This is a genomic window from Conexibacter sp. CPCC 206217 (genome assembly GCF_030646165.1).
Classification (GTDB): Bacteria; Actinomycetota; Thermoleophilia; order Solirubrobacterales; family Solirubrobacteraceae; genus Conexibacter.
In genome coordinates, this window is the sequence record NZ_JAUTDO010000002.1 from 471,275 (window position 1) to 494,134 (window position 22,860).

Annotated in this window: 22 protein-coding genes; 6 read left to right on the forward strand and 16 right to left on the reverse strand. The window is 71.6% G+C overall.

The genetic code is table 11. The features are described 5' to 3' along the window. The first annotated feature begins 3 nt into the window (after nt 1-3). A complete protein-coding gene (locus Q7L65_RS06915) occupies nt 4-1,224 on the forward strand; it encodes an acetyl-CoA C-acetyltransferase (protein WP_304719729.1) in 1,221 nt (406 codons plus the stop codon). A gap of 103 nt (nt 1,225-1,327) precedes the next feature. Here the strand turns inward: Q7L65_RS06915 and Q7L65_RS06920 are convergent, their stop codons facing one another. The 10 genes from Q7L65_RS06920 to Q7L65_RS06965 all read right to left on the reverse strand — a co-directional run bounded on the left by Q7L65_RS06920 (nt 1,328) and on the right by Q7L65_RS06965 (nt 11,507). Continuing rightward, on the reverse strand, nt 1,328-1,762 hold the full coding sequence (locus Q7L65_RS06920) for a hypothetical protein (protein WP_304719731.1): 435 nt from the start codon (nt 1,760-1,762) through the stop codon (nt 1,328-1,330). Between the two features lie 234 nt (nt 1,763-1,996). Beyond that, nucleotides 1,997-2,407 (reverse strand): ester cyclase, encoded by a 411-nt coding sequence (locus tag Q7L65_RS06925; RefSeq protein ID WP_304719733.1) that lies wholly within the window; start codon nt 2,405-2,407, stop codon nt 1,997-1,999. A 352-nt stretch (nt 2,408-2,759) separates the two neighbouring features. Next, the gene (locus tag Q7L65_RS06930) at nt 2,760-3,806 is read right to left on the reverse strand and encodes an alcohol dehydrogenase catalytic domain-containing protein (protein ID WP_304719734.1); all 1,047 of its coding nucleotides are present in this window, start codon (nt 3,804-3,806) and stop codon (nt 2,760-2,762) included. Beyond that, nucleotides 3,806-4,921 (reverse strand): ABC transporter permease, encoded by a 1,116-nt coding sequence (locus Q7L65_RS06935; RefSeq protein WP_304719736.1) that lies wholly within the window; start codon nt 4,919-4,921, stop codon nt 3,806-3,808. Before Q7L65_RS06935 ends, Q7L65_RS06930 begins: the two co-directional genes overlap by 1 nt. After that, nucleotides 4,921-6,438 (reverse strand): sugar ABC transporter ATP-binding protein, encoded by a 1,518-nt coding sequence (locus tag Q7L65_RS06940; protein WP_304719737.1) that lies wholly within the window; start codon nt 6,436-6,438, stop codon nt 4,921-4,923. The genes Q7L65_RS06935 and Q7L65_RS06940 overlap by 1 nt, the downstream gene beginning before the upstream one ends. Before the next feature lie 45 nt (nt 6,439-6,483). After that, complete coding sequence (locus tag Q7L65_RS06945) at nt 6,484-7,683, reverse strand: substrate-binding domain-containing protein (RefSeq protein ID WP_304719739.1); 1,200 nt, start codon at nt 7,681-7,683, stop codon at nt 6,484-6,486. A gap of 194 nt (nt 7,684-7,877) precedes the next feature. Continuing rightward, a complete protein-coding gene (locus tag Q7L65_RS06950) occupies nt 7,878-8,942 on the reverse strand; it encodes a zinc-binding dehydrogenase (protein ID WP_304719740.1) in 1,065 nt (354 codons plus the stop codon). Continuing rightward, nucleotides 8,939-10,018, reverse strand: coding sequence for a DUF3500 domain-containing protein (locus Q7L65_RS06955; protein ID WP_304719741.1), 1,080 nt, complete (start codon nt 10,016-10,018; stop codon nt 8,939-8,941). Before Q7L65_RS06955 ends, Q7L65_RS06950 begins: the two co-directional genes overlap by 4 nt. Continuing rightward, on the reverse strand, nt 10,015-10,938 hold the full coding sequence (locus tag Q7L65_RS06960) for a zinc-binding alcohol dehydrogenase family protein (protein WP_304719743.1): 924 nt from the start codon (nt 10,936-10,938) through the stop codon (nt 10,015-10,017). The genes Q7L65_RS06955 and Q7L65_RS06960 overlap by 4 nt, the downstream gene beginning before the upstream one ends. Nucleotides 10,939-10,946: 8 nt before the next feature. Continuing rightward, the gene (locus Q7L65_RS06965; protein WP_304719745.1) at nt 10,947-11,507 is read right to left on the reverse strand and encodes a cupin domain-containing protein; all 561 of its coding nucleotides are present in this window, start codon (nt 11,505-11,507) and stop codon (nt 10,947-10,949) included. 161 nt (nt 11,508-11,668) lie between these two features. On the opposite strand from Q7L65_RS06965, the gene Q7L65_RS06970 reads away from it, so the two are divergent. From Q7L65_RS06970 to Q7L65_RS06980, 3 genes are read left to right on the forward strand one after another with little or no spacing between them, the layout of a single operon-like run. Then, a complete protein-coding gene (locus Q7L65_RS06970; protein ID WP_304719747.1) occupies nt 11,669-12,448 on the forward strand; it encodes an SDR family oxidoreductase in 780 nt (259 codons plus the stop codon). A gap of 32 nt (nt 12,449-12,480) precedes the next feature. Beyond that, nucleotides 12,481-13,254, forward strand: coding sequence for an IclR family transcriptional regulator (locus Q7L65_RS06975; RefSeq protein WP_304719748.1), 774 nt, complete (start codon nt 12,481-12,483; stop codon nt 13,252-13,254). Next, nucleotides 13,251-13,643, forward strand: coding sequence for a nuclear transport factor 2 family protein (locus Q7L65_RS06980; RefSeq protein WP_304719750.1), 393 nt, complete (start codon nt 13,251-13,253; stop codon nt 13,641-13,643). Before Q7L65_RS06975 ends, Q7L65_RS06980 begins: the two co-directional genes overlap by 4 nt. A gap of 21 nt (nt 13,644-13,664) precedes the next feature. Here the strand turns inward: Q7L65_RS06980 and Q7L65_RS06985 are convergent, their stop codons facing one another. From Q7L65_RS06985 to Q7L65_RS06995, 3 genes are read right to left on the reverse strand one after another with little or no spacing between them, the layout of a single operon-like run. After that, entirely contained in the window at nt 13,665-14,423 is a 759-nt protein-coding gene (locus tag Q7L65_RS06985) for a GntR family transcriptional regulator (protein ID WP_304719752.1), read from the reverse strand. Nucleotides 14,424-14,469: 46 nt separating this feature from the next. Continuing rightward, nucleotides 14,470-15,882, reverse strand: coding sequence for an amidohydrolase family protein (locus tag Q7L65_RS06990; RefSeq protein ID WP_304719753.1), 1,413 nt, complete (start codon nt 15,880-15,882; stop codon nt 14,470-14,472). Beyond that, complete coding sequence (locus Q7L65_RS06995; protein WP_304719754.1) at nt 15,879-16,793, reverse strand: fumarylacetoacetate hydrolase family protein; 915 nt, start codon at nt 16,791-16,793, stop codon at nt 15,879-15,881. Before Q7L65_RS06995 ends, Q7L65_RS06990 begins: the two co-directional genes overlap by 4 nt. A gap of 244 nt (nt 16,794-17,037) precedes the next feature. Between Q7L65_RS06995 and Q7L65_RS07000 the strand changes: the two genes are divergently transcribed. Then, complete coding sequence (locus Q7L65_RS07000) at nt 17,038-18,669, forward strand: class I adenylate-forming enzyme family protein (RefSeq protein WP_304719756.1); 1,632 nt, start codon at nt 17,038-17,040, stop codon at nt 18,667-18,669. Next, complete coding sequence (locus Q7L65_RS07005; RefSeq protein ID WP_304719757.1) at nt 18,666-19,694, forward strand: zinc-binding dehydrogenase; 1,029 nt, start codon at nt 18,666-18,668, stop codon at nt 19,692-19,694. The genes Q7L65_RS07000 and Q7L65_RS07005 overlap by 4 nt, the downstream gene beginning before the upstream one ends. A gap of 69 nt (nt 19,695-19,763) precedes the next feature. Here Q7L65_RS07005 and Q7L65_RS07010 read toward each other — a convergent pair whose 3' ends face one another. Genes Q7L65_RS07010 through Q7L65_RS07020 form a run of 3 tightly spaced genes read right to left on the reverse strand, consistent with a single transcriptional unit; the run spans nt 19,764 to nt 22,854 of the window. Continuing rightward, nucleotides 19,764-20,849 carry a phosphotransferase family protein gene (locus tag Q7L65_RS07010; RefSeq protein WP_304719758.1) on the reverse strand — a complete coding sequence of 362 codons (1,086 nt, stop codon included), beginning with the start codon at nt 20,847-20,849 and terminating at the stop codon, nt 19,764-19,766. An 11-nt stretch (nt 20,850-20,860) separates the two neighbouring features. After that, nucleotides 20,861-22,048, reverse strand: a complete 1,188-nt coding sequence (locus Q7L65_RS07015) for an acyl-CoA dehydrogenase family protein (protein WP_304719759.1) — start codon at nt 22,046-22,048, stop codon at nt 20,861-20,863. Next, complete coding sequence (locus Q7L65_RS07020; RefSeq protein WP_370552530.1) at nt 22,045-22,854, reverse strand: SDR family NAD(P)-dependent oxidoreductase; 810 nt, start codon at nt 22,852-22,854, stop codon at nt 22,045-22,047. Before Q7L65_RS07020 ends, Q7L65_RS07015 begins: the two co-directional genes overlap by 4 nt. Nucleotides 22,855-22,860 lie beyond the last annotated feature (6 nt).

The following is a 22,860-nucleotide window of genomic DNA, read 5'->3' on the forward strand; positions in this document are numbered from 1 at the left end:
CCCATGATCGCATCCCGCACCGCAGTGATCTGCGAGCCGCTGCGCACCGCCGTCGGCCGCTACGGCGGCACGCTGCGCGACGTCCCCGCCGTCGACCTCGCCGCGACCGTGATCCGCGAGCTTGCGCGCCGGGCGGGTCTTGAAGGCGAGGCGGTCGACGACGTCATCTTCGGCCAGTGCTACGCGAGCGGCGAGGCGCCGGCGATCGGCCGCGTCGCCGCGCTCGACGCCGGCCTGGCGGTCGAGTCGCCGGGCATCCAGATCGACCGCCGCTGCGGGTCGAGCCTGCAGGCCGTGATCTACGCGGTGATGCAGGTCGAGTCGGGCGCGTCCGACGTCGTGGTCGCGGGCGGCGCCGAGAGCATGAGCAACGTCGAGCACTACAGCAACGATCTGCGCTGGGGCGCGCGCGGCGGCGACAGCACGTTGCACGACCGGCTCGTGCGAGCCCGGGTCACCGCGGGCGGGCGCGACCACCCGGTGCCAGGCGGCATGCTGGAGACGGCCGAGAACCTGCGGCGCGAGTACGCGATCCCACGCGAGGAGCAGGACGCCTTCGCGCTGGAGTCGCACCGCCGCGCGGTCGCCGCCGCCGCGGACGGGCGCTTCGCCGAGGAGATCGTGCCCGTCGAGGTGCCGGGCCGGCGCGGCGAGACCACGACGTTCGCGACCGACGAGCACCCGCGCCCCGACGTGACGCTCGAGTCGCTCGGCCGGCTGCGCACGGTGCTCGGCCGCGAGGACGCCGCCGCGACGGTGACCGCCGGCAACGCGAGCGGCCAGAACGACGCCGCCTCGGCCTGCATCGTCACGACACCCGAGCGCGCAGCCGAGCTGGGGCTCGAACCGCTCGGGCGCCTCGTGTCGTGGGCAGTCGCGGGCGTCGCGCCGAGGACGATGGGAATCGGCCCGGTGCCGAGCACGGCGCGCGCGCTGGAGCAGGCCGGGCTCGCGATGAGCGACCTCGACCTGATCGAGCTCAACGAGGCCTTCGCCGTGCAGGTGCTCGCGTGCACCCGCGCGTGGGGCTTCGGCAGATCCGACTTCGCCCGCCTCAACGTCAACGGCTCGGGCATCTCGCTCGGACACCCAGTCGGCGCGACCGGCACGCGCATCCTCGCCACGCTGCTGCGCGAGCTGCGCCGCCGCGACGCCCGCTACGGCCTGGAGACGATGTGCATCGGCGGCGGCCAAGGCCTCGCGGCGATCTTCGCGCCCGTCTAGCGCTCGAGCTCCAGCCGGACATGGGTGACCAGCAGAAACGGGCGGGGGGTCGATGGACGCCTGGGCCGAACCCTCGGATCGCGCCCGTCGGGCAGCGCCAGCGCTACTTCCTTGCGGCGTCGTCGTTGTCGTCCTCTTCGCTCGTCGACGCGGGGCAGGACGTGCGTGCTGTCGCGGTGGCCGTCGTGCCGTCCTCGAAGGTGAAGTCGGCGCGGAATCGCATTCCTGCGGCGGGGCATCTGGTTGGGAGGCCGATGCCGTCGGGGCGGTAGCGGCGGACTTCGCCGGCGACGGTGCGGCGGTAAAGGATGGTCGGGGCGGCGATGGTGGCGTCGACGCCGAGCAGTGCGACGCGCGCGTCGTCGTAGGGGAGGTCGGGGATCGGCGGCAGCGTCATCGTGATCGCGCCGCCGTAGGGCGGCCGGGCGGTCGTGAGCGTGCCGTCGTAGGCGAGCAGGACGCCGAAGGGGTTGACGCCTTCGACGAGGCCGACGAGTCGCAGGCGGCCGGGTTGGAGTGGGCCTGCGAGGATCGTCATGAGCGCGGTCTGGCGGAGTGTCAGCGTGTCACCAGCACCCCGATCAGCAACAGGATCAGTCCCAGCACGATCATCGGCGTCTCCTCTCGTCGGTCCTCTGGGTGCTCGGCGCAACCGGACGGGCGGTCGGCGGACGCGAGCGCTGGTACTGAGCGGGACCGGGAGGCGGACGCCCTCCATCGGCTGGGCGCAGCGCGACCGGCTGCGCCCGTCCGCCGAGCGCGAGCGGCCCGGTCAGTCCGGCAGCAGCCCGAGCTGCGCGAGGAAATCCTGCTGGTCGAAGTAGAGATGCTCGGAGAGCAGCTCCGAGTCGCGGACCTCGTACGCCGCCGCCCAGCGGAAGTCGACCGGCCGGCTGGTGGCGGGAACGTCGCCGTTGGGCGTGTGCAGGACGCCGTCGTGCGTCCCGACGAACCTTCCCTCGACGGCGGCCGACGAGCCGTCGGCGATCAGCTTCTCGACCACGAGCCGGCCGTCGGAGAACGCCTCGTGGAAGACGCCGAGGAAGCCGAGCACGGCCTCGCGCCCGCTCACGCTCGCGCCGGGCGCCGTCATCTCCGCATCGGCCGCCCACGGCTCGCCGTCGACGTCTCTGGAGTTGAACGCCTCGATGTGCCGCTGCACCACGTCGCCTGCTGCTGCCATGCCCGCTCCTCGGTTCGTATGAGCGCGACAGTCTCGCACTCCTCGCGACGGCTGAGCGCTGGGACTCCGCGACGGGGAGCTGGACGCCGCTCTCTCCGATGATGACGAGAGGCCGCATGGCCGTCGCGTCACGGCTGCGGTCGGCACCCCGGGCGAGCGGGTCGTGACAGCGCGCAACAGCGGCGGCGTACGGCGGTGGGTCGAGGCGGTCGCGCTCGCCGGCCCCGACGCGGCGGAGTTCGCGCGAGCCCGTTGCCGGCGAGCGCGCTCGTCCGCTCATCGCCGAAGCGCTCACCCGGCGACCGTCGCTGCGCCCGCGCGCGCGACGGTCCCTGCCGCGCCGATCGAGCGATCACGGCTCGATCACCAGTCGCCCGCCGGCGCGACCCGCCCGCAGGCGCTCGAGCGCGTCGTTGACGTCCTCCAGGGCGTACGTGTCGGCGATCTGCGGGGTGACGTCTCCGTCGGCGACCGCTGCAAGCGAGGCGACCGACTCCGCGACGGTGACGTTGCGCGATCCGAGCACCTGGATGTTGTCGAGCACGAGGCGAGCGGAGTCCATGCCGTACTCGACGCCCGGCGCATAGCCGCAGCAGACCAGGCGCCCGCCGGCGCGAACGGCCGTCGCGGCGGCGTCGAAGCCCTCGCGCCGCCCGGACAACTCGACTGCGACGTCGACGCCCGCGCCGTCAGCCCACGCGCGCACGCGCTCGATCGACTCCGGCGCGACCGCGAGCTCAGCGCCGACGAGCCGCGCCTGCTCCAAACGGCTGGCGTCGACGTCGACAGCGGCCACCCGCGCACCCGCCGCAACGGCGATCTGGACGGCGTTGATGCCGAGTCCGCCGATGCCCGCGATCAGGACCCGCTCCCCCGCCCTCACTGCGCCGACTCCGTGCAATGCGTGCCACGGCGTCGTGATCGAGTCCATCGCGACGGCAGCATGCGCGTACGGCATCGCGTCCGGGAACGGCAATGCCAGCGCACGTGGGACCACGACGTACTCGGCCATCGCGCCGTCGCGATCAAGCCCCATCCGCGTGGCGTCGGCGCAGAAGACGGGGAAGCCGCGACGACACTCGCCGCAGACGCCGCAGGCGTCGAGGATGTGGCACGCGACACGCTGGCCCGCCCGCAGGTGCCCGCTGTCACGCACGACGTCCCCGGCGCCCTCGTGACCCGGGATGTGCGGGAGCGACGGGGGCGGCGCGGTTCTCCCGGCCGCGAGCTTGAGGTCGGTAGCGCAGATGCCGGCGGCGCGCACGCGGACCAGCACCTCGTGCTCCGCCGGCGAGGGAATCGGCACCTGCTCGATTCGCAGCGGCTCACCGAACGTGCGGAGCACCGCGGCGCGCATCGTCGCCACCGTTCCCGCCGCGTGCGCGTCTCTCGCGCGCATCAGTTGGCCTCCGGAGTCCGCGCGGCGTCCCCGGCGGCACGGAGCGCCCGTCGTCGCTGGCGGGTTCTCCCGCTCGCCGCACGTCGCGCGGCGAGCGCCGCGATGCTGACGGCGGCCAGCAACGCGACGCCGTTGAACGCGTAGGTCACCCACACGTTCGCGCCACCCAGCTGCAGCCCGGTGACGCCGACGCCGAGGAGGTAGATTGCGATCAGCGTTCCCCACACGTTGAATCGACCCGGCTTGATCTGCGTCGTGCCGAGGAACGCCGCCGCGTAAGCCGGCAGGAGGTAGGCGCTGCCGACCGACTCGCTGCTGGTGTTGATCGAAGACGTCAGCAGCACGGCCGCAAGCGCCGTGAGCGCGCCGCAGACCACCATCTGCATGAAGAGGATCCGTCTGGTGTTGATGCCGGCCAGGCGCGCCGCTTCGGGGTTGAGCCCCGTGGCGGCCGTTCGCCGGCCCGCTTTGGAGTGCTCGAGCACGTACCAGGCGAACCCGGCGACGACCAGCAGGTAGATCGCCGTGATCGGAATGCCCAGGACGGTCGCCGACGTGATGTCGGTGAACGACTCGGGGAACGGGCCGAGGTACTGACCGTTGCCGAGGATCGACGCGCCCGCGGTCAGCAGCGACGTCGTTCCGAGCGTGGCGATGAAGCTGTTGAGGCCGATGTGCGCCACGAGCCATCCGTTCACGACGCCGATGAGGCCGCCGACGCCGATCGTGATGACGATCGCCAGCAGCGGCGAGAAGTGAGGCCCTCTGGTCATCAGGACGGCGCAGACGAGCGAGGAGAACGTCACGTTCTGCGCAACCGAGAGGTCGAAGGCGCCGGCAGCGAGCGGAAACAGCACCGCGAGCGCCACCAGGCCCGCGACCGCCTGGCTGCTGAGGACCGTCTGCACCGTTGAGGTCGTCGGGAAGATGTCCGGCAGCCAGATCGAGTACGCGACGATGAAGACGAGGATCATCAGGATCCCGCTGTAGCGGTCGAGCTTCAGCCCGCCCAGCAGTCTGGCGATCCCGTGCGGGCTCTCGAGCAGCTGCCCCGGTCTGGGCGCTTCGAGCGCCGGCTGGACATCGTCGGAGGGGGCATTGGTGGACGCGCGCATCAGTGGGATTCCTCACGGATCATTTCGACGAGAACGTTGTCGACGGTGCGCCGCTCGCCTTCGAGCGAGGCGACGAGGCGGCCATCGCGGACCACCAGCACGCGGTCGCAGACCGCGCAGACCTCCTCCGTGTCGGAGGAGCTGATCAGGACGCAGGCGCCGCCGGCCGCCAGTTCGCGCAGGGCGGCGTAGATCGTGTGGCGGGCGCCGACGTCGACGCCGCCTGTCGGCTCCTCGAGCAGGAATGCCGCTGCGCCGCAGCGCAGCCAGCGCGCCAGCACCACCTTCTGCTGGTTGCCGCCGCTGAGCGACGAGTAGAGCGCCTCAGGGTGGGCGGGTACGACGCCGACGCGATCGAGCCATTGCTGTGCGTCGCGTCGCTCGGAGCGCTCCCCGAGCCAGCCGACCGGACCGTCGGTCGTCAGACGCGGGAGCGTCAGGTTCTCGCGTAACGTCCACGTCAGGATCCCGCCGAGCTCCTTGCGGTCCGCCGGCGCGAGCGCCAGCCCGGCCTTGATCGCGGCGTCGGGTGCCTGGCCGACCAGCTTGCCGTTGACCCGCACCTCACCGGCGTCGCGCGTGCGCGAGCCGAACATCAGGTGCAGGATGTCGTCGGCGCCCGAGCCCTTGAGTCCGGTCAGCCCGACGATCTCGCCGGCGTGGACGTCGAGGTCGACCGACGCGACGTTCTCGCCCACGAGCCCGCGGACCTCGACCACGACCGTGCTCGTGGGTGCGGTCGGCTCCAGCTCGAGCTCTTCGAGCGGGCGGTCGATGATGAGGTTCACCAGGCTGCCGTGCGTCAGCTCGGCGGTCGGCCTGGTGGCGACCTTGCGGCCGTCGCGCAGCACGGTCACGCGGTCGGCGATGGCGAAGACCTCCTCGAGCCGATGGGTCACGTAGAGGACCGTGCCGCCCGCCTGCGCCACGCGCCGCACGAGCCGGAACAGCAGCTCGGTGTCGTGGGCCGAGAATGCCGCGGTCGGCTCGTCGAGCACGAGGATGCCGTCGGACGCCGCCTGGTGGTGCAGCGCGCGCACGATCGCCGTCATCGTCTGCTGCGCGCGGTTGAGCTCCCGCAGCGGCGTGTCAGGGTCGATGTCGACCTCGTAGGCGGCGAAGACCTCGCGGACGCGGGCGCGCTCGCGCCGGTCGGAGATGAACCACCCGCCGGCGTAGCGCTCGCCGAGCGCGAGGTTGTCGATGGCGCTCAGCTCGCCGATCAGCGCGAGGTCCTGGTGGATGAAGCGCAGTCCGGCCTGGTGCGCCGCGCTCGGATCCCCGAGCTCGAACGCAGTCCCGCGCACCGCGCCGCGAGCCCCCCTCTCCGGCTTGTGAAAGCCGGCGAGGACCTTGATCAGCGTCGACTTGCCGGAGCCGTTCTGGCCCAGCAGCGCGTGGACCTCGCCCTCATCGAGGGCGAGATCCACATTGTCAAGGGCGAGCTGCCCCCCGAATGCCTTCGAGACCAACGCGACCTCCAGGACGGTCGTGCTCTGTGGCGATCGTTGGTTCATGTCTGCATGCTCCTGACGGGTGGGAGTCGCCCGGCGGCCGATGCCTCAGCCGGTGACGCCCCACGCCTCGTTGAACTTGGCGTCGGCGTCGGCGGGGATCGGGGCGCCGTTGGCGGTGGCCGAGGTGCCCGTGACCTTGCCGGCGTTCTCGCTGGTGATCAGCCGCGCCCAGCCCGCCTGGTATGCCTGCTCGGGGGTCAGCTTCTCGCCCTGCGCCAGCCGCGCGAAGATGTCGAGCGAACGCTGCAACAGCACGTGGTTCTCACCCGCCGCACCGGCGAACAGCTGCCCTCTGGCGATCAGCTTGACGTCCGGGCCCTGCGGTTCGAGCACGATCAGCTTGACCTTGTCGGTGAGCCCCGCCTGGCTGAGCGCCTGCGGCACACCGGCGAGCGCGGCGGAGGACGGCGAGACGATGTACTTCACGTCCGGATTGCGGCGGACGAAGTTCAGCACCGCCGCGACGATCTGCTGCTGGGCAGCCGCAGCGCTGAACGTCGCCTGCTTGAGCTCTGTCCCGTCCCCGTATCTGGAGACGGCCTCCTCGACACCCTCGTAGCCGACCTTGTACGAGACGATGCTCGGATCCGTGAGGTAGGCGATGCTGGTCGGCTCGCCGGCGTCGGCGATCGCGCCGATCGCGGCGAGGCTCGCGAGCTGCTTGAAGTAGACGGGACCTGCGAGGACCGCGTCGATCCCGTCTCTCGGCGGACCGGGGAAGCCGAGAGAGACGATTCTGATGCCCCGCTTCTGCGCCTGCGCGATCGAGCCCGCGAGCGCGTTCGGCTCAAAGGCCGCGCCGTAGACGATGTAGTCCGCGCCCTTGGTCATCGCCTGCTGGAAAGCGCGCACCTCGTCGGTCGGGCCTTTGGCGATGTCGTACGGGATCACGTCGAGGTTCCATCCCAGCCGTCTCGCCGGCGCGTCGGCGTCGTTGGCGCCGCATGCCGGCAAGGTGCAGGTGACGTACGCGACGTTCAACCCTCTCGGCGCGGCCTCCTTCAGCGCCGGCACCTCGAACGGGACCCCGGGGATCGCCTCGGCCTCGGCGGCGATTCTCTGTGCTTCGGCGATCGGCGCCGACGACGAGGCCGCCGTCGATGTACCGGCGGTGCTCTGGCCCGCGCTCGTCGCCGTCGTGGAGTCGTCGGAGGACGATCCGCATCCGACGACGGCGAGCGCTCCGACGAGCAGCAGGGCCGTTGCGCGACCGCGCATGCCAGCCTTTGCAAGCAACATGTCCATGTCTCTCTCCTCCGGCAGAACCACGACTGGTTCGCCACGTCGCCGGTTGACGTGATCTGGACGCAACATACGGGCCTGGCTGGGCCGTCTGATCATTGTTCTTGAGTGACGAACAATATCCAGAACCGTGGCATATTCCCCGAATTGCTCGCAGGCCGACCGATAGAAATCTCACTTTTGGATACTGTTTTTGATCAGCGCTGATACGGACGCGGCTCGGCGAGATGCGGATCAATCACGCTCTTGATCTGCGCCGACCGCCCCTCCGCGAGCGGCTTCAGCGCCTCCTCCACCAGCTGCTCCAACGGCAGCGCGACCGGCGCGACGTCGGCCCAGCCCTCGGCGCGCTGGCCGAGCAGGTCGAGCGCGGCAGGCAGGTCGACGGCGCAGACGTGAGCCTGCGTGCCGAGCACGTCGAGCTCGCCGTAGGTGACCCACGAGAAGTCGACGGCGCGCGGCTGGTGGTGCATGCCCAGCAGCACGACGCGGCCGCCACGCTGCTGCGAGGCGAGGGCCGCCTGCAGCGGACCGTCGTGGCCCGTCGTCTCGAGCGCCACGTCCCACGGGCCGCGCGACGCGAGCAGCTCGGTCATCGGCCGATCGCGCGCCGCGGTGATCGCGGTGGTCGCGCCGAGCGTGCGGGCGAGCGCGAGCCGTCGCTCGTCGACGTCGACGACCGTGACCTCGGCGCCGATCCGGCTCGCCGCCCAGGTCGCGAACGCGCCGATGCCGCCGACGCCGAGGATCAGGATGCGATCCCCCGCCTCGACCCGGCCGCGCGCGAGCGCATGGCAGGCGATCGACATCGGCTGCGCGAGCGCCGCGTCGTCGCCGCTGACGCCGTGCGGGCCGACCGGCACGCAGATCTCGGCGGGCGCTGCGACGTACTCGGCCAGTCCGCCGTGACGGTAGACGCCCAGTGTCCGGTAGTTGCGGCAGAGGTTCGTCCGGCCGGCGAGACACGGCTGGCATCTGCCGCAGGAGATGCCGGCGCCGCATGCGACGAGCTCGCCCTCGGCCAGCGTCACGCCGACGCCGCGTTCCACGACGCGCCCGGCGAACTCGTGCCCGGGAACCAACGGCGAGGCGCCGCGCTCCTTCGCGGGCAGTCCCTCAATCCCCTTCGTGTACAGCGAGGCGTCCGATCCGCACACGCCGACGCCTGTGACCTCCAGCAGCACCTCGCCGGCGGCCGGCGCCGGTCTCGGGACCTCCTCTATGCGCAGGTCGCCGGGCCCGTGCAGCAGCGCTGCCTTCATCCTCTGTCCTCTCGTCGCGGGGTCGCGTCGTCGGACGCGGCACCTCCGAAGTCGCCGACGGGGTCGCGCCACACGCTGTGCGCGTGGTTCGCCTCGTCCTCGGTGTTGTTGAACTCGATCAGCGTCACGGGCCCCTGAACGCGGTAGTAGTGACCGCCCTCGCAGTCGGTCGCGCCGGCCCAGGCGAAGTGCAGCGCACCGATCCCCGCCCGTTCGATCCGCCGCGCCTCGCGCTCCCGCGCCAGGGGATGGACGCGAGCGACGTAGCAGTCGAGGAGCGCGCGGAAGGCGGCCTGCTGGGCGTCGGTCAACGCCGCATACGCAACGCCGCGCGGCCGCTCGCGCTCATACCAGAGCGCCTCCCGGTCGGCGTCCTCGATCACGACGTCGCGCCGTCCGACGCCGTGACGGTCCGGCAGCTCGCGGCTCCCGAGCACCGGCACGGTGCGCGTGACGAAGTCCGCCGGCGCGACGTCGTGAATCAGCGCCTGGGCGCGCTGCTCGTCGTCGAGCGTGCGCAACAGCGCGAACGCGAGATCCTCCTCCTGGGCCAACGTCCGAAAGACGCCGAAGCGCGCGGGCTCGGCGCCGATCAGCAGCGGCGTCGGGGAGATCCATTCCTGCCCCACGCTGGTGAAGTTCAGCGAGACGTGGTGGCCGACCAGGCGCCAGCCCCACGTCGTGTCGGGCTGCGGCTGGCCGAAGAACGTCAGGAAGTAGTTGCCCGGGTGGCGGAACTCGGGCGCGACGTGCCCGAGTCTTCTCTCGTCCAGCTCGCGCAGCAGATGCTCGAGGCTGAACGTCGCGAGGACCTGCGCGTAGGTCTCGTGCGAGACGCTCGCCGCGATCAGCCGATGAGCGAGGATCTGCTGCTCCCACGACATCTCCCGCAGCGAGATCCCCCAGTCGCCGCGGCCGGACTCGGGGAGGAATCGCCAGTGCCTGCGATTGTCGTGCGCGAAGGGCACGACGACCCGGCGGCGCTGCTGCGGGTCGAGCGCGTCGAACAGCGCCATCGCGCTGAACGTCATCAACGTCGCCGCCTGGTAGTCGGAGGTGATCGCCGACCCGCTCATGGGACGACGACCATCTTCACGCCGATCAATCTCTGCTGCCTGACCCAGGTGCCGGCGATGTCGTCGAGCGCGACGCGCTCGAAGTCGACATCCAGTTCCCCGGCGGCGGCGAACGCGGTGACCTGCGCATAGGCATCGGAGCGCACCGGCGCGGCGACGTTCACGCCCGCGAGGCCATGCAACGTCAGCATCCGGCTGCGCAGCAGCGCCGCGGGCAGCGTCACCTCGGCGCCCGCGAGCTGGCCGAGCTGAATGAGCCGCGCCCCGGACGCCGCAGCGCCCATCGCCGTGATCGCCGGTGTCCCCCACAACAGGTCGACGATCAGGTCGAACGGGGCGCCCGCCGCGGCCAGCCGCGCGCCTGGATCCGCGTGGTCGTCGAGGTCGAGCGCGTCATCGGCCCCAAGCGCGCGCAGACGCTCGAGCCGCTCGGCGTCCCGGCCGACGGCAACGACCCGTCCCGCGCCGAGCAGCCGCGCGAGTTGCACCGCGAGGTGGCCGACGGCACCGGTCGCGCCAAGCACGAGCACCGACTCGCCCGCCTGCAGCCGCCCACGCCACGACAGCGCCGTCATCGCCGCGACGCCCGCGTTGCCGAGCACCGCCGCAGCCTCGTCGGAGACCCCGTCCGGCACCGCGACGAGGTGCTCGCGATCGACGAGCGTGCGTTCCGCGTAGGCGCCGAACGGCGCGATCGTCTCGTCGAAGTAGACGCGCCGCCCGTCGGGATCGCGACCGACCCCGTCGGTCCCGACCACGGCGGGCAGGGCGGGGGTGTCGCCGTAGAAGCGACCGGACGCCTTGCCCAGGTCGAGGTGGTTGACGCCGGCGGCGAGCACGTCGAGCACCAGCTCGCCACGCCCGGGGACCGGCTCGTCGAATCGCTCGACGCGGGGCATCGTCCCGAGTTCGTGCAGCACCGCGGCCCTCATCTCCAGAACGCCGCGCTCGGGCTGACGCCATGGCGAGCGCAGAGCTCATCTTGCTGTGCGTCGGAGAACTCGATGCCGGCCTCCCGCGCCCGCGCCTGCACCGCCTCACGACTTCCCCTGCCGGTCGCCATCAGCTCGGAGACCGCCAGCATGTATGCCTGGAAGCCCGCCCCAGGGCTCGTCAGCTCGATCACGTGCGCAGGCTCGTCAGTGGGATTCCACAGCGCATGCATCAAGCCGGCCGGGCGGTAGGCGTAAGAGCCGCCGGGCAGCTCGATCTCGTCGCTGCCCTCGACGTAGAAGCCGACCCTCCCGCTGACGACGAGGACGACCTGACTCTCGTGCGCGTGCCGGTGGATCGGAGCGAAGAAGCGCGGCGGGATCACCTGATCGGTGATGCAGTACGCACCGGCGGTCCACTCCGCCCGCCCTCTCAGGAAGGGTCCCATCGCCAGGGGCAGCCCCTCGCCGGGACCGAAGCCGACCAGTCGGTCCGGGACGGACGGGTCGGCAGCTCGCGCTGCCCCGACGTTTCCTGCTTGCGCCTGCTCGCTCACGGCTCTCCTCCGGTGGCACGACGATGATTCTCACGATACAGATCTCTCTAGTACCACCTCAAAATATATCCAGAATTGCTTGATTTACGCCACTTGTACACTCTGAGCGCGAGTCACGTGAGTATTCTGGATATAGTTTGCTCGCCGAAAGAGGAGAGACGATGGACCTTGGAATTGCCGGCAAGCGCGCGATCGTGTGCGGCTCCAGCCGCGGGCTTGGCCGCGCCTGCGCCGAGGCGCTCGGGGCGGAGGGCGTGCAGGTGACGATCAACGGCCGGACCGCCGCGACGGTCGAGCAGGCCGTCGAGGAGCTGAGCGACGCGCATGGCATCCACGCGCGTGGCGTCGTCGGCGACGTCACCACAGCCGAGGGCCGCGCCGCGCTGCTGCGCGCCTGCCCGGATCCCGACATCCTCGTGACCAACAACGCGGGACCCGAGCCCGGCGCCTTCGGCGACTGGGACCGCGACGACTGGCTCACGGCGCTGGACGGCAACATGGTCTCCGCCCTCCTGCTGATCCGCGCGGTGCTCGACGGCATGACAGCGCGCCGCTTCGGCCGCATCGTGAACATCACCTCCGCGATGGTCACCTCGCCGCACCCCGTGATGGGCCTCTCCAGCGGCGCACGGGCGGGCCTCACCGCTGCGGTGAAGGGCCTCTCGCGCACCGTCGCGCCGCACAACGTGACGATCAACAACCTGCTGCCCGAGCGCTTCGACACCGATCGTCAGCTGTTCATGGCGCAGCGCGTGATGGACGAGGAGGGCATCTCCTACTCGGCCGCGCGGCAACGGCAGGAGGCGTCCATCGCCGCGAACCGGCTCGGGCGGCCAGAGGAGTTCGGGGCGACCTGCGCCTTCCTCTGCAGCGAGCCCGCCGGCTTCATCTCGGGCAACAACATCCACCTCGACGGCGGCAGCTATGTCGGGCTCATCTGATCGGCGCCGCAACGCGGGCCGGGAGCGCTGAGATGCTCGGCACGGTACAGCGCACGGGGCGGATGCTCGACCTCTTCCGCCACCAGGCGGAATGGGGCGTCACCGCTGTCGCGACGGAGCTCTCGATCTCCAAGTCCCAGGCGCACGAGCTGCTCACGAGCCTCTGCGCGATCGGCCTGCTGCGCCGCTCCGGCCGCGGCCGCTACCGAGTCGGCTGGCGGACCGTCTCGCTTGGCGGGGACCTCCTGCGCCACGAGTTCCGCGGCGAGGCCGAGCGGTCGGTGCGACGCGTGACGGCGGCGTGCGGAGAGACGAGCCACCTCGTCGCGCTCGACCGCGCGAGCGTCGTCGTGCTGGCGCGCTGCCGCGGTCGCGAGGACACGCAGGACTCCGGGCTGGGCGACGGGACGCTGCACTGCACCGCCGCCGGGAAGGTGCTGCTCGCGATGGAGGCGCCCGACGTTCTCGAGACGATCGTGCGCGACTACGGTCTGCCCGCCTTCACCGAGCGAACGATCGTCGACCGTGCCGTGCTGCACGAACACCTGGAGGGCGTTCGGCAGCGCCAGCTCGCGGTCGACCTCGGCGAGTCCGCGCCGGCCCGTCGCGCCGTCGCGGTGCCGATCCTCGACGCCGCCGGGCGCCCCCTCGCGGCGCTGACGGCGACGAGCACGGCGGCCCGCTGGCAGCAGCGCGAGCGCGACTGCACGACCGTCCTGCGGGGCGAGGCGGTCCGCCTCTCCCGCTGGCTGCGCCCGCGCTCCGAGGACGTGCCGTCGCCCCGTTGCACGGCGGTGGCGGCGTGAGCGCCGAGGACGAGCTGCGGGCGCTCGAGCAGCGGCGCTGCGCCGCGCTGGCGACAGGCGACTTCGCGGTGCTCGAGGCGCTGCTGGCGCCGGACTACGTCCACGTCCATGCGACCGGGCGCCTGGAAGAGCGCGGCTCGCTGCTGAGCGCGCTTGCCGGCGGTCCCCCGCGCCGCACCACGCGCTCCGACGTGCGGCTGCGCGTCTGGGGTGACGCGGCGCTGATGGTCGGGGGCATCGTCACGACGATCGCGCCGGCCGGCGGCAGACCCGGCCACCGCATCACCGGCGTCGCGACCCAGACCTGGGTGCGCAGCCTCGGGTCCACCTGGCAGCTGGCGGCGCTGCAGGTCACGCCAACCGAGCCGATCGAGCGGATCCTCAGCTGAGGCAGCCTCGCGCCGCAGCGGCTACGGAGCGCTGCCGAAGCGGACCATGCGCAGCGCGACGCGCGCGGCCAAGGGGTCGAACTCGCCCTCGAGCTGCGCGAAGGTCGTGAGCGCGTTGCGCGCGAGATGCTGCGCGGTCAGCTCCGAGCAGCGCAAGGCGTCCCCGCTCGCAGCTGCGGCGAAGATCTCCGCGTGATCAGCCGAAGCGAGCTGCAGCAGGGCAAGCTCATCGGAGCTGCGCTGGAAGTGGTGGCGGCGATAGCGCTCGGCGTGGTCGCGCAGCTCGATCACCTGGCGCTCGAGCCGCTCGCCGGCATGCATGAAGAGCCCCTGGTGGAACGAGCGGTGCGGCGCTCGGGTCGCCTCGTGATCTATCGCGGCAGAGGCCGCCTCGAGCTCCTCCATCGACTCCGCGATGCGTGCGATGTCGGTCTCGGTCAGCTGCGGCACGCTGAGCCGCACAGCGAGCGACTCGAGTGTGACGCGCATCGCGTAGAGCTGGTCGAGATCCTCGCGCTTGAGCGGGGCGACACGCAGGCGGCGGTTGGGCTCGTAGACGAGGAAGCCCTCGCTCTCCAAGCGCCGCGTCGCCTCGCGCAGCGGCGTGCGGCCGATGCCGAGCAGCCGGGTGAGACTCGCCTGCGAGTACGCCTTCCCCGGCTCGAGGTCGCCGTGCAGGATCGCTCTCCGCATGCTCGCGTACGCCTCGGCGACGGTCGAGCCGCTCTCGTCCGCGATCGTCTCGGCGGCCGGTACGTCCGACTCTGCGGGAAGGGTCATGGTCGTCGTGACCACCGCTGTCGATGCTCTGCCATCGGATGACATGCTAGGCAAGCACGTCCAGTCGCATGCCGCTGGACTCCAGCACGTGGTCGCGCGAGGCTCTGACGATCCGCCGCAGGCGGGCGACGTCGTGTCCGACCAGCCGCCCCGACCACTTCCGCACGTCGCCTGCGACGAAGACGGACTCGACGGTGCTGGGGTCGGTTCCGAGCACAACCGTCCCGATCGCGTTGTTGAGCGGCAGCGTCCGAAGGTGCTGACCGTCGATCACGGCGATGTCGGCATCCTTGCCCGGCGTGAGCGTACCGCTGCGGTCGCTCACGGCGTTCGCCTCGGCGCCGCGGACCGTGGCGAACTCCAGCACCTCGCGCGCGGTCAGCGGCGCAGGCGGGTCCACCTCGCCGCCATGGCGCCGGTTCTGGGCGAGCATCCGCTGAATCGTCAAGACGGCGTGCATGTGCGCGAACAGGTCCGTCGAGAGGCAGCACTCGACGTCCGCGCCGATCGACGGTCGGATGCCCGCGTCGAGCGCCTGTTGGATCGAGGGGATGGCGCTCTCCTGGCTCAGGTTCGTGTCGGAGGTCGGCGCCATCGAGACGTGCGATCCCGCATGCGCGAGGTGCCGCCATGCCTCCTCGGGCATGTCGAGACAGTGGATGAAGGTCAAGTCGGGGCCGAGCAGTCCAGCCTCTCCCAGCTCCACGACCCGCTGCGCCGCGAGCGGACCGACGACGCCGTCGACGCTCGTCGCCAGCCCAAGCTCGCGCGCCAGCGCGAGTCGCTGCGGCGTGATCTCGATCTCGTCGGCGACGCCTGGGTAGACGGGCGTGACGATGCCCATCCGCAGCGTCACGAGATCCTCGTCGGAGCGCATCTGCTCGCGCAGACGGCGCAGATCCTGCGGCCACTGTCGGTCCCAGTCGCCCGCCACCGCGCCGCAGCTCGCGTGGACCGCGCGGATGCCCGACTCGCGCCAGGCGGCGATCGCGGCGTCCGTGTGCGCGGCGGAACGCGAGTTGTGACAGAAGTCCATCACGCAGGTGATGCCGGCGTCGAGCGCGCCGAGCGCCGACATCAGCGTCGCCGCATACATGTCCTCTGGGCGGTAGTGGGGACCGAGGCCTTCGTGGATCGTCGCGACGTAGTCGTGGATGCTCCCGTCCGGCCAGGCGTGGCGGAACTGGCTCTGCCAGCAATGCCGGTGGGTGTCCTGCAGCCCCGGGATCAGGATCCGGCCGGCGACGTCGACCACGATCGCCCCCGCTGCAGCCGCCTCGAGGTCGGCCTCGATCGCCGCGATCCGCCTGCCCTCGATCAGCACGTCGGCGACCTCCCGATCGCCGATCGCCGGATCCATCGACAGCACCGTCCCGCCGCGCAGCAGCAGCCGGCGTCTCGGGTCACCGCTCGACGCGGCCAGACGGGCCAGCAGCTCTTCCTCGGCGCCGGGGCTCATCGCGCACCCCGCACGACGTTGGAAAGCTCGCCGATGCCGTCGATGCGGACGGCGACGCGGTCGCCGTCGCTCAGGTAGCGCTGCGGATCGCGCGCGTGACCGACGCCGGCAGGGGTGCCGGTCGCGATGACGTCGCCCGGAAGCAGTGTGATGAGCGAGCTGACGTAAGCGATCACCCGCGCGATCGGATGGATCATCCGCGCCGTCGAGGTCGACTGCACGACCTCCCCGTTGAGCGTCGTGGTCAGCTGCAGCGCCTGCGGGTCCCGCACCTCGTCGCTCGTCACCAGCGCGGGCCCGCAGGGGGCGCTGCCGTCGAAGCCCTTCGCCATCGTCCACTGGTGATGCTCGACCTGGAGGTCGCGCGCGCTCACGTCGTTGAAGGGCATGTACCCGGCGACGTGGTCGAGCGCGGCAGCCTCCTCGACGCGGGTGCACGCGCGGCCGATGACAAGCGCGAGCTCACCCTCGTAGTCGATCCGGCTCGGCGCCGCGGCGGGCAGTACGACGTCTTCGCGGTCACCGCGCAGCGCGGTCGCGAACTTCGCGAAGATGACGGGATCAGCCGCCTCCTGCGGCTCGCCTCCGGACTCCTCGACGTGATCGCGATAGTTGAGGCCGACGCAGAGGATCTTGCCCGGGTCGGGTATCGGCGGTCCGAGCAGCACGTCCTCGCGCGGCACGCCCAGCTCGGAGGCGAGTTCGACGCTGGCCGTCTGCAGCGCCCGCCGGTCGGCGGCTGACGCGTCCGCGACGATCCGCCGCAGCCGCGTCCAACCGACCGCCGGGTCGAGCTCGGCGCGCGCGGCGCAGGTCGCCGCGTCGACCACCGCGCCGTCGACGAGCACGCCCGCTCGCGGCCCACCGACGGCGGGCGAGTCTGCCGACGACGTGTAGCTCACCAGTCGCATCGCACCCGATCCTCGCTGTCCACTTCGTACTCGCGCATGGACCCAGTCTCTTGGATCCGCTGGCCGCATCGACAGGAGATTCGTCATTCACGAACATCGGGGCGAGCCCGGTGGACCTCCCGTCATCGTGGGCGACCATGGTCCCAGGAACCTGCGCGCACAATCCCAGCCCGAAACCGGAGAGAGCCATGACCCGTCGCGCCGCGACCGCCGCGACCGCGCGCGCCGCGGTCGGAGCTGCGCCGTGCTGAGCGAAGGCTGGCGGCACTGGCCGGCGGCGGCGACGGCTGACGTCGAGCTGCTGCACGTCGACGGGCGCCCGCTGCGCACGTTCGCCTCGCGCAGCCCGACCGTCGTCGCCTCCGTCGAGCGATCGGCGCAGCGGTTCCCGGAGCGCGAGGCCGTCCGCGACGCGAGCGGGGCGCTGACGTATCGCGAACTGCTCTACGCGGCCCGCACGATGGCCGGCAGCCTGCAGCAGGACGCGGGCGTGAGGCCCGGCGATCGCGTCGCGCTGCTGCTCTCCAACGGCATCACGTTCCCGGTCGCCGCGCTCGCCGCGCTGATGACCGGCGCGATCGTCGTGCCGCTCAACACGAAGCTGCGATCACGCGAGCTGGGTTTCGAGCTGACGGAGGCGACGCCGCGCGTGCTGCTGTGCGACGAGGAGTGGGCCGACAGCATCGGCCCGCTCGCACCGGAGCTCGTCGCACCGTATGTCTACGTCGGCGGGAACGGGCATGGGCACGCCCGGCTGGACATGCTGGTGGGCGGCGATCCCTCGCGCTTCTCCGCGGTGGCGATCGAGCCGGCCGACGCGGCCTTCATGTGTTTCACCTCGGGCACGACCGGCACCCCGAAGGGAGCGATCTCCTCGCACTTCAACTGCACGAGCAACGTGCGCAACTTCGCCACGGTCTCCGAGCTCGACGAGGGCGAGCGGACGCTCGTGACGGTCCCCCTCTTCCACGTGACCGGGCTGCTGGCGCAGCTGTTCCTGATCTTCGAGGTCGGCGGCACGGCCGTGATCCTGCCGCGCTACGACCCGACCGCCGCCCTGCGAGCGATCGCCGAGCAGCGCATCACGCACCTGATCGCCGCGCCGACGATCTACGCGACGATGATGGAGCATCCTGACCGCTCCGCCTACGACGTCAGCTCCGTGCGCACGATCGTCTCGGGCAGCGCCCCGATCTCGCCCCCGACGATCGAGCGGCTGCGCGAGTGGATCCCCGGCGCCCGGTTCCAGAACGCCTACGGCCTCACCGAGGCGTCGTCGCTGGCGACGGCGGTCCCGTTCGGCGATGCGCTCGCGAAGGTCCACACCATCGGCTTGCCGACGCCGGTCACGGCCTGCCGCACGGTGCAGCTCGAGAGCGGCCGGGATGCGGAGCCGGGCGAGCCGGGCGAGCTGTGCATCGCCGGCCCGCAGGTGACGGCGGGCTACTGGCACCGTCCCGACGCGACAGCCGCCGCGATCCGCGACGGCTGGCTGCACACCGGCGACACCGCCACGATCGACGAGGACGGCTTCGTCGTCTTGTTGGACCGCATCAAGGACATGATCAACCGTGGCGGCGAGAAGGTCTTCTGCGTCGAGGTCGAGGCCGTCCTCTATGAGCACCCCCAGGTACTGGAGGCGGCGGTCGTAGGCACTCCCGACGCGCGCTACGGAGAGGCCGTCAAGGCGGTCGTGGCGCCGCGGCCCGGCCAGCACATCGACCGCGAGGAGCTGCACGCCTTCGTGAGCGAGCGGCTCGCGAGATACAAGGTGCCCAAGCACGTCGAGTTCGTCGACCAGCTGCCGCGCAACGCCAACGGCAAGGTCGTCAAGACGCACCTCGGCGGTGGCCCGGGGACCGGAGCCGCCCGATGAAGGCCGCCCGCGCGCATGATGGCGCGTCGACCTTCGCGATCGACGAGATCGACGAGCCGGTGCTCGCGCCCGGCGAGGTGCTCGTCGAGGTCAAGGCCTGCGGACTGTGCGGCTCGGATCTGCACATCCTCGACGGCGTCACGGCGCCGGCGTTCCGGCCGATCACGCTCGGCCACGAGTCCGCCGGCATCGTGCGACGGACGAGCAGCGCCGTCACCGATGCAGCCGTCGGCGACCGCGTCTTCGTCAATCCGCTCATCGCCTGCGGGCGCTGCGAGCCGTGCCGGCGCGGGCGGTCGCACATCTGCGTCGAGCGCAGCGTGCTGGGAATCCATCGCGACGGCGCCTTCGCCGAGCTGATGAGCGTCCCGGCCGCGAACCTCGTGCCGCTGCCAGCTGCGCTGCCGTTCGAGCAGGCGGCGATGATCGAGTCCGCGTCGGTTCCCTTCCACGCGCTCACGCGGCGTGCCCCGGTGCAAGCCGGCGACGCCGTCGCAGTGATCGGCGTGGGCGGCCTCGGCTCGCACGCGCTGCAGATCGCGCAGCTGCTTGGCGCGACGCGCGTGTTCGCGATCGACATCGACGCCGCCGCGCTGAGACGCGCGAGCGCGTCGAGCGACTGCGTAGCGGTCGACGCTCGCACCTCCGATCCGGTCACGACGGTGCGGAGGCTCGCCGACGGCGGCGTCGACGTCGTGCTGGACACGGTGGGGCGGCCGGCAACCGGGCGCTGGGCGGTGGAGCTGCTGCGACCCGGCGGCATCGCCGCACTGGCAGGGATCGGCGGCGCCGACCTGCTGCTGCCCTCCTCGAGCACGTTCGCGCGCGGCGAGATCGAGCTCCGCGGGGTCTACGGGTACGCGCAGGACCAGTGCGCCCGCGTCGCGAGCCTGATCGCCTCGGGTCAGCTCGACGTCCGCGGCGCGATCGGCGAGGTCCAGCCGCTCGAGGCCATCAACACGGGGCTGGCGCACTTCCGCAGAGCGTCGGGCGCGCCCATTCGGGTCGTGATCGTGCCGAGCTGACCTTCACGCCTCACTGCGGGCGCGAGCCCGCGCGATCGACCGCCATCGGCTCCTTTGACCGATGGCGCGTCAACAGCGCGACATCCGCTGCAGGGCGCTCTGCGCGAGCGCCGGGACACCGGTGCCCAGGGAGGCGAAGTAGGGGTCGTCCGTGGTACCTGCCTGGTATCGCGCGTAGCTGCATTCAAGGAAGATCGCGGCCTTCCACAGCGCGAGCGTCTCGTACCAGCCGAGCGCGTTCACCGAGCGGCCGGTCCGTTGCGCGTAGCGCTCGCGCAGCTCCGCGCGAGTGGAGAAGCCAGGCATCCGCGTCGCGGCGGAGAGCGCGAGCATCGGGGTCTCCTCGTCGCCTGGCTCGGCCCATGTGGCGATGAGGTAGCCGACGTCTGCCAACGGGTCCCCCAACGTCGCCATCTCCCAGTCGAGGATCGCCGCAAGCCTGGGCCCGCCCTTGCTTCCGGCGCTGCCGCTCGTGAACATGACGTTGCCCAAGCGGTAGTCGCCGTGGACGATCGTCGCGTCGCCCGCGCTCGGCACACGCGCCCCGAGCCAGCTCGTCAGTTGGTCGATCTCGGGCAGCTCACGGGTGCGGTGCTGCTCCCAGAGCGCGGCGAAGCGGCGGATCTGGCGCGCCAGATAGCCGTCGGGCCGGCCGATGTCCTCGAGGCCGGCGGCCGCGAGGCTGACGTCGTGCAGCTCAGCGAGCGCGTCGACGAGCTCGCGACCGAAGCAGGCACGTTGCGCCGATGAGATGTCGACCTGCGGCGGGAGCGACGGTCCGACGACGTGGGCGTCGACGTGCTCCATCACGTAGAACGGCACCCCGAGCACGTTCGTCTCCTCACATACCGCCAGCACGCGCGGCACGCGCACGCGTCCGGCGAGCGCGATCTGGATGCGCGCCTCGCGCACGACGTCGTGAGCGGAGGGCGGCAGCGGCGGACGGGGCGGCCGCCGCAGGACGACGCGGACCCCGCCGCGCTCGAGTGCGTACGTGACGTTGGAGTGACCGTCCCCGATCGGACGAGGCGTGATCGGCCCCGAGCCGATCCCGCGCGCGTCCAGGAACCGTTCCAGCGGCTCCAGCACGAGCAACGGAGGACGCGACAGCTCGGCTGCCTGCGCGACGGTCGCGACGACGTCGGGCTGGGACACCGCGCCGCGGCTCATCTGCGCGCCGCCCGTCTGCGCAGCGCTCGCCGAGCGATCGACCAGCGGTGCGTCTCGGTCGGCCCGTCGTAGATGCGGAACGGACGCACCTCGGTGAGGTAGCGCGCGAGCGGCGCGTCGCCGGACACGCCAAGGCTCCCGCAGATCTGGATCGCGCGGTCCACCACGCGATAGACGGCTTCCGCGACATGGGCCTTGGCGATCGAGGACTCGCTGCGGGCTGCGCCGCCCTGGTCGAGGACCCATGCGCACCGCCAGATCAGGAGCCGGCTCGTCTCGATGTCGATCACCGAGTCGGCGATCATCTGTTGGACCTGGCCCAGCTCGGCGAGTCTGCTCCCAAACGCCTCTCGCGTCTCGGCGCGGTCGAGCGCCGTGTCGAGCGCGCGGCAGGCGATCCCGAGCCAGCGCATGCAATGCGTCAGACGCGCAGGCGCGAGCCGGACCTGCGCGTAGTCGAAGCCCCGGCCGACCTCTCCGAGGACGGCTGAGTCGGGCACGCGGCACTCCTCGAAGACGACCTCTGCATGGCCGCCGGGAAAGCTGCGGTCGACGGCATCCACCACGCGCTCGATGCGCATCCCCGGGTTGTCTGCCTCCACGAGCAGCATCGTTGCGCCGTCCCCGCGCTCGATCTGCTTGTCGGTGCGCGCCATGCAGATCGTGAAGGCGGCGCCCTCTGCGCCGGTGATGAACCACTTGCGCCCGCTGATCGCCCATCCGCCGTCGACCTTGCGAGCCTCCGTCCGCAGCATCGAGGGATCTGATCCGGCGCCGGGCGAGGGCTCGGTCATCGCGAAACAGGACCGCACCCGGCCTTCAGCGAGCGGCCGCAGGAAGCGCTCGCGCTGTCCGTCGTCCGCCACCCTGTCGAGGAGGTGGATGTTGCCCTCATCCGGTGCGGCGCAGTTGAGCGCCTGCGGCCCCAGCAGGCTGTACCCCGCCGCCTCGAGCACCACCGCCGCGCCGCGGTGGTCCAGTCCGTGTCCACCCAGCGCCGTGGAGACCTGTGGCGCGAAGATCCCCGCGGCCCGCGCCGCATCCTGCAAGCTGGCGCGCAGCTCGTCGTCGAGCCCATGCCCTCCGGCGTCGCGCGCCTCCGCCGGAATCGCGACCTCGACGACGAAACGCTGGACGCGATCGCGCAGGTCGGCTGCGCGTGGATCCGGCTCGAAGCCGATCATCGCGCCGTCCAGCCGCCGTCGACGAAGAGGGTCGCTCCCGTGAGGTAGCTCGCGGCGTCGCTGGCGAGGAAGAGCACGGCGGGCGCGATCTCCTGGGTGCGACCGAAGCGGCGCATCGGGATCCGGTCCAGAAGCGTCTGCGACCAGTGCTCATGCTCGCGCAGCCCGCTCGACATCTCGGTCTCGATGTAGCCGGGCGAGACCGCGTTGACGCGGATGCCCCGCGGCGCCCACTCGATCGCAAGCGTGCGCGTCAACGACTCCAGGCCCGCCTTGCTGGCGCCGTAGGCCGCCAACCGCTCATGCGCCGAGACCGAGTGGATTGAGGAGACGTTGACGATCGCGCCCCCGGCATCCTCCCCAAGCAGCTCGGCCGCGTGCCCAGCGCAGAGAAAGGCACCGGTGAGGTTGACGTCGAGGATCTCGCGCCACTGGCCCACGGGCACCTTCTCGGAGCGCGTGAAGGCCGGACTGATCCCCGCGTTGTTGACGAGCACGTCAAGCCGACCGAGCCTGTCGCCGATCGTCGAGACCGCGCGCTCCACGTCCGCCTCTGAGGAGACCGAACCGGGCATCGCGTGGGCGGTTCCACCCCCCACGCGGATCTCTTCGGCCAGGCCCCTGAGAGCGTCGCCGTCACGGGCCGACACGACGACCTCGGCACCCGCGCCGGCAAGCGCGCACGCGAGCGAGCGGCCCAGCCCGCGACTGGCGCCCGTCACCCAGGCCACACGTCCGTCGAGGCGCAACGACGGGGCTGTCGCGAGGAGGGCGTCGTCTCCGAGTGCGACGGCCCCCGTATTCATGCCGTC

Bases quoted from the DNA above. Each gene is read 5' to 3' on its own strand.
- Q7L65_RS06915 (WP_304719729.1), top strand. From the start codon at position 4: ATGATCGCATCCCGCACCGCAGTGATCTGCGAGCCGCTGCGCACCGCC.
- Q7L65_RS06920 (WP_304719731.1), bottom strand. From the start codon at position 1,762: ATGACGATCCTCGCAGGCCCACTCCAACCCGGCCGCCTGCGACTCGTC.
- Q7L65_RS06925 (WP_304719733.1), bottom strand. From the start codon at position 2,407: ATGGCAGCAGCAGGCGACGTGGTGCAGCGGCACATCGAGGCGTTCAAC.
- Q7L65_RS06930 (WP_304719734.1), bottom strand. From the start codon at position 3,806: ATGCGCGCGAGAGACGCGCACGCGGCGGGAACGGTGGCGACGATGCGC.
- Q7L65_RS06935 (WP_304719736.1), bottom strand. From the start codon at position 4,921: ATGCGCGCGTCCACCAATGCCCCCTCCGACGATGTCCAGCCGGCGCTC.
- Q7L65_RS06940 (WP_304719737.1), bottom strand. From the start codon at position 6,438: ATGAACCAACGATCGCCACAGAGCACGACCGTCCTGGAGGTCGCGTTG.
- Q7L65_RS06945 (WP_304719739.1), bottom strand. From the start codon at position 7,683: ATGGACATGTTGCTTGCAAAGGCTGGCATGCGCGGTCGCGCAACGGCC.
- Q7L65_RS06950 (WP_304719740.1), bottom strand. From the start codon at position 8,942: ATGAAGGCAGCGCTGCTGCACGGGCCCGGCGACCTGCGCATAGAGGAG.
- Q7L65_RS06955 (WP_304719741.1), bottom strand. From the start codon at position 10,018: ATGAGCGGGTCGGCGATCACCTCCGACTACCAGGCGGCGACGTTGATG.
- Q7L65_RS06970 (WP_304719747.1), top strand. From the start codon at position 11,669: ATGGACCTTGGAATTGCCGGCAAGCGCGCGATCGTGTGCGGCTCCAGC.
- Q7L65_RS06975 (WP_304719748.1), top strand. From the start codon at position 12,481: ATGCTCGGCACGGTACAGCGCACGGGGCGGATGCTCGACCTCTTCCGC.
- Q7L65_RS06985 (WP_304719752.1), bottom strand. From the start codon at position 14,423: ATGACCCTTCCCGCAGAGTCGGACGTACCGGCCGCCGAGACGATCGCG.
- Q7L65_RS06990 (WP_304719753.1), bottom strand. From the start codon at position 15,882: ATGAGCCCCGGCGCCGAGGAAGAGCTGCTGGCCCGTCTGGCCGCGTCG.
- Q7L65_RS06995 (WP_304719754.1), bottom strand. From the start codon at position 16,793: ATGCGACTGGTGAGCTACACGTCGTCGGCAGACTCGCCCGCCGTCGGT.
- Q7L65_RS07005 (WP_304719757.1), top strand. From the start codon at position 18,666: ATGAAGGCCGCCCGCGCGCATGATGGCGCGTCGACCTTCGCGATCGAC.
- Q7L65_RS07015 (WP_304719759.1), bottom strand. From the start codon at position 22,048: ATGATCGGCTTCGAGCCGGATCCACGCGCAGCCGACCTGCGCGATCGC.
- Q7L65_RS07020 (WP_370552530.1), bottom strand. From the start codon at position 22,854: ATGAATACGGGGGCCGTCGCACTCGGAGACGACGCCCTCCTCGCGACA.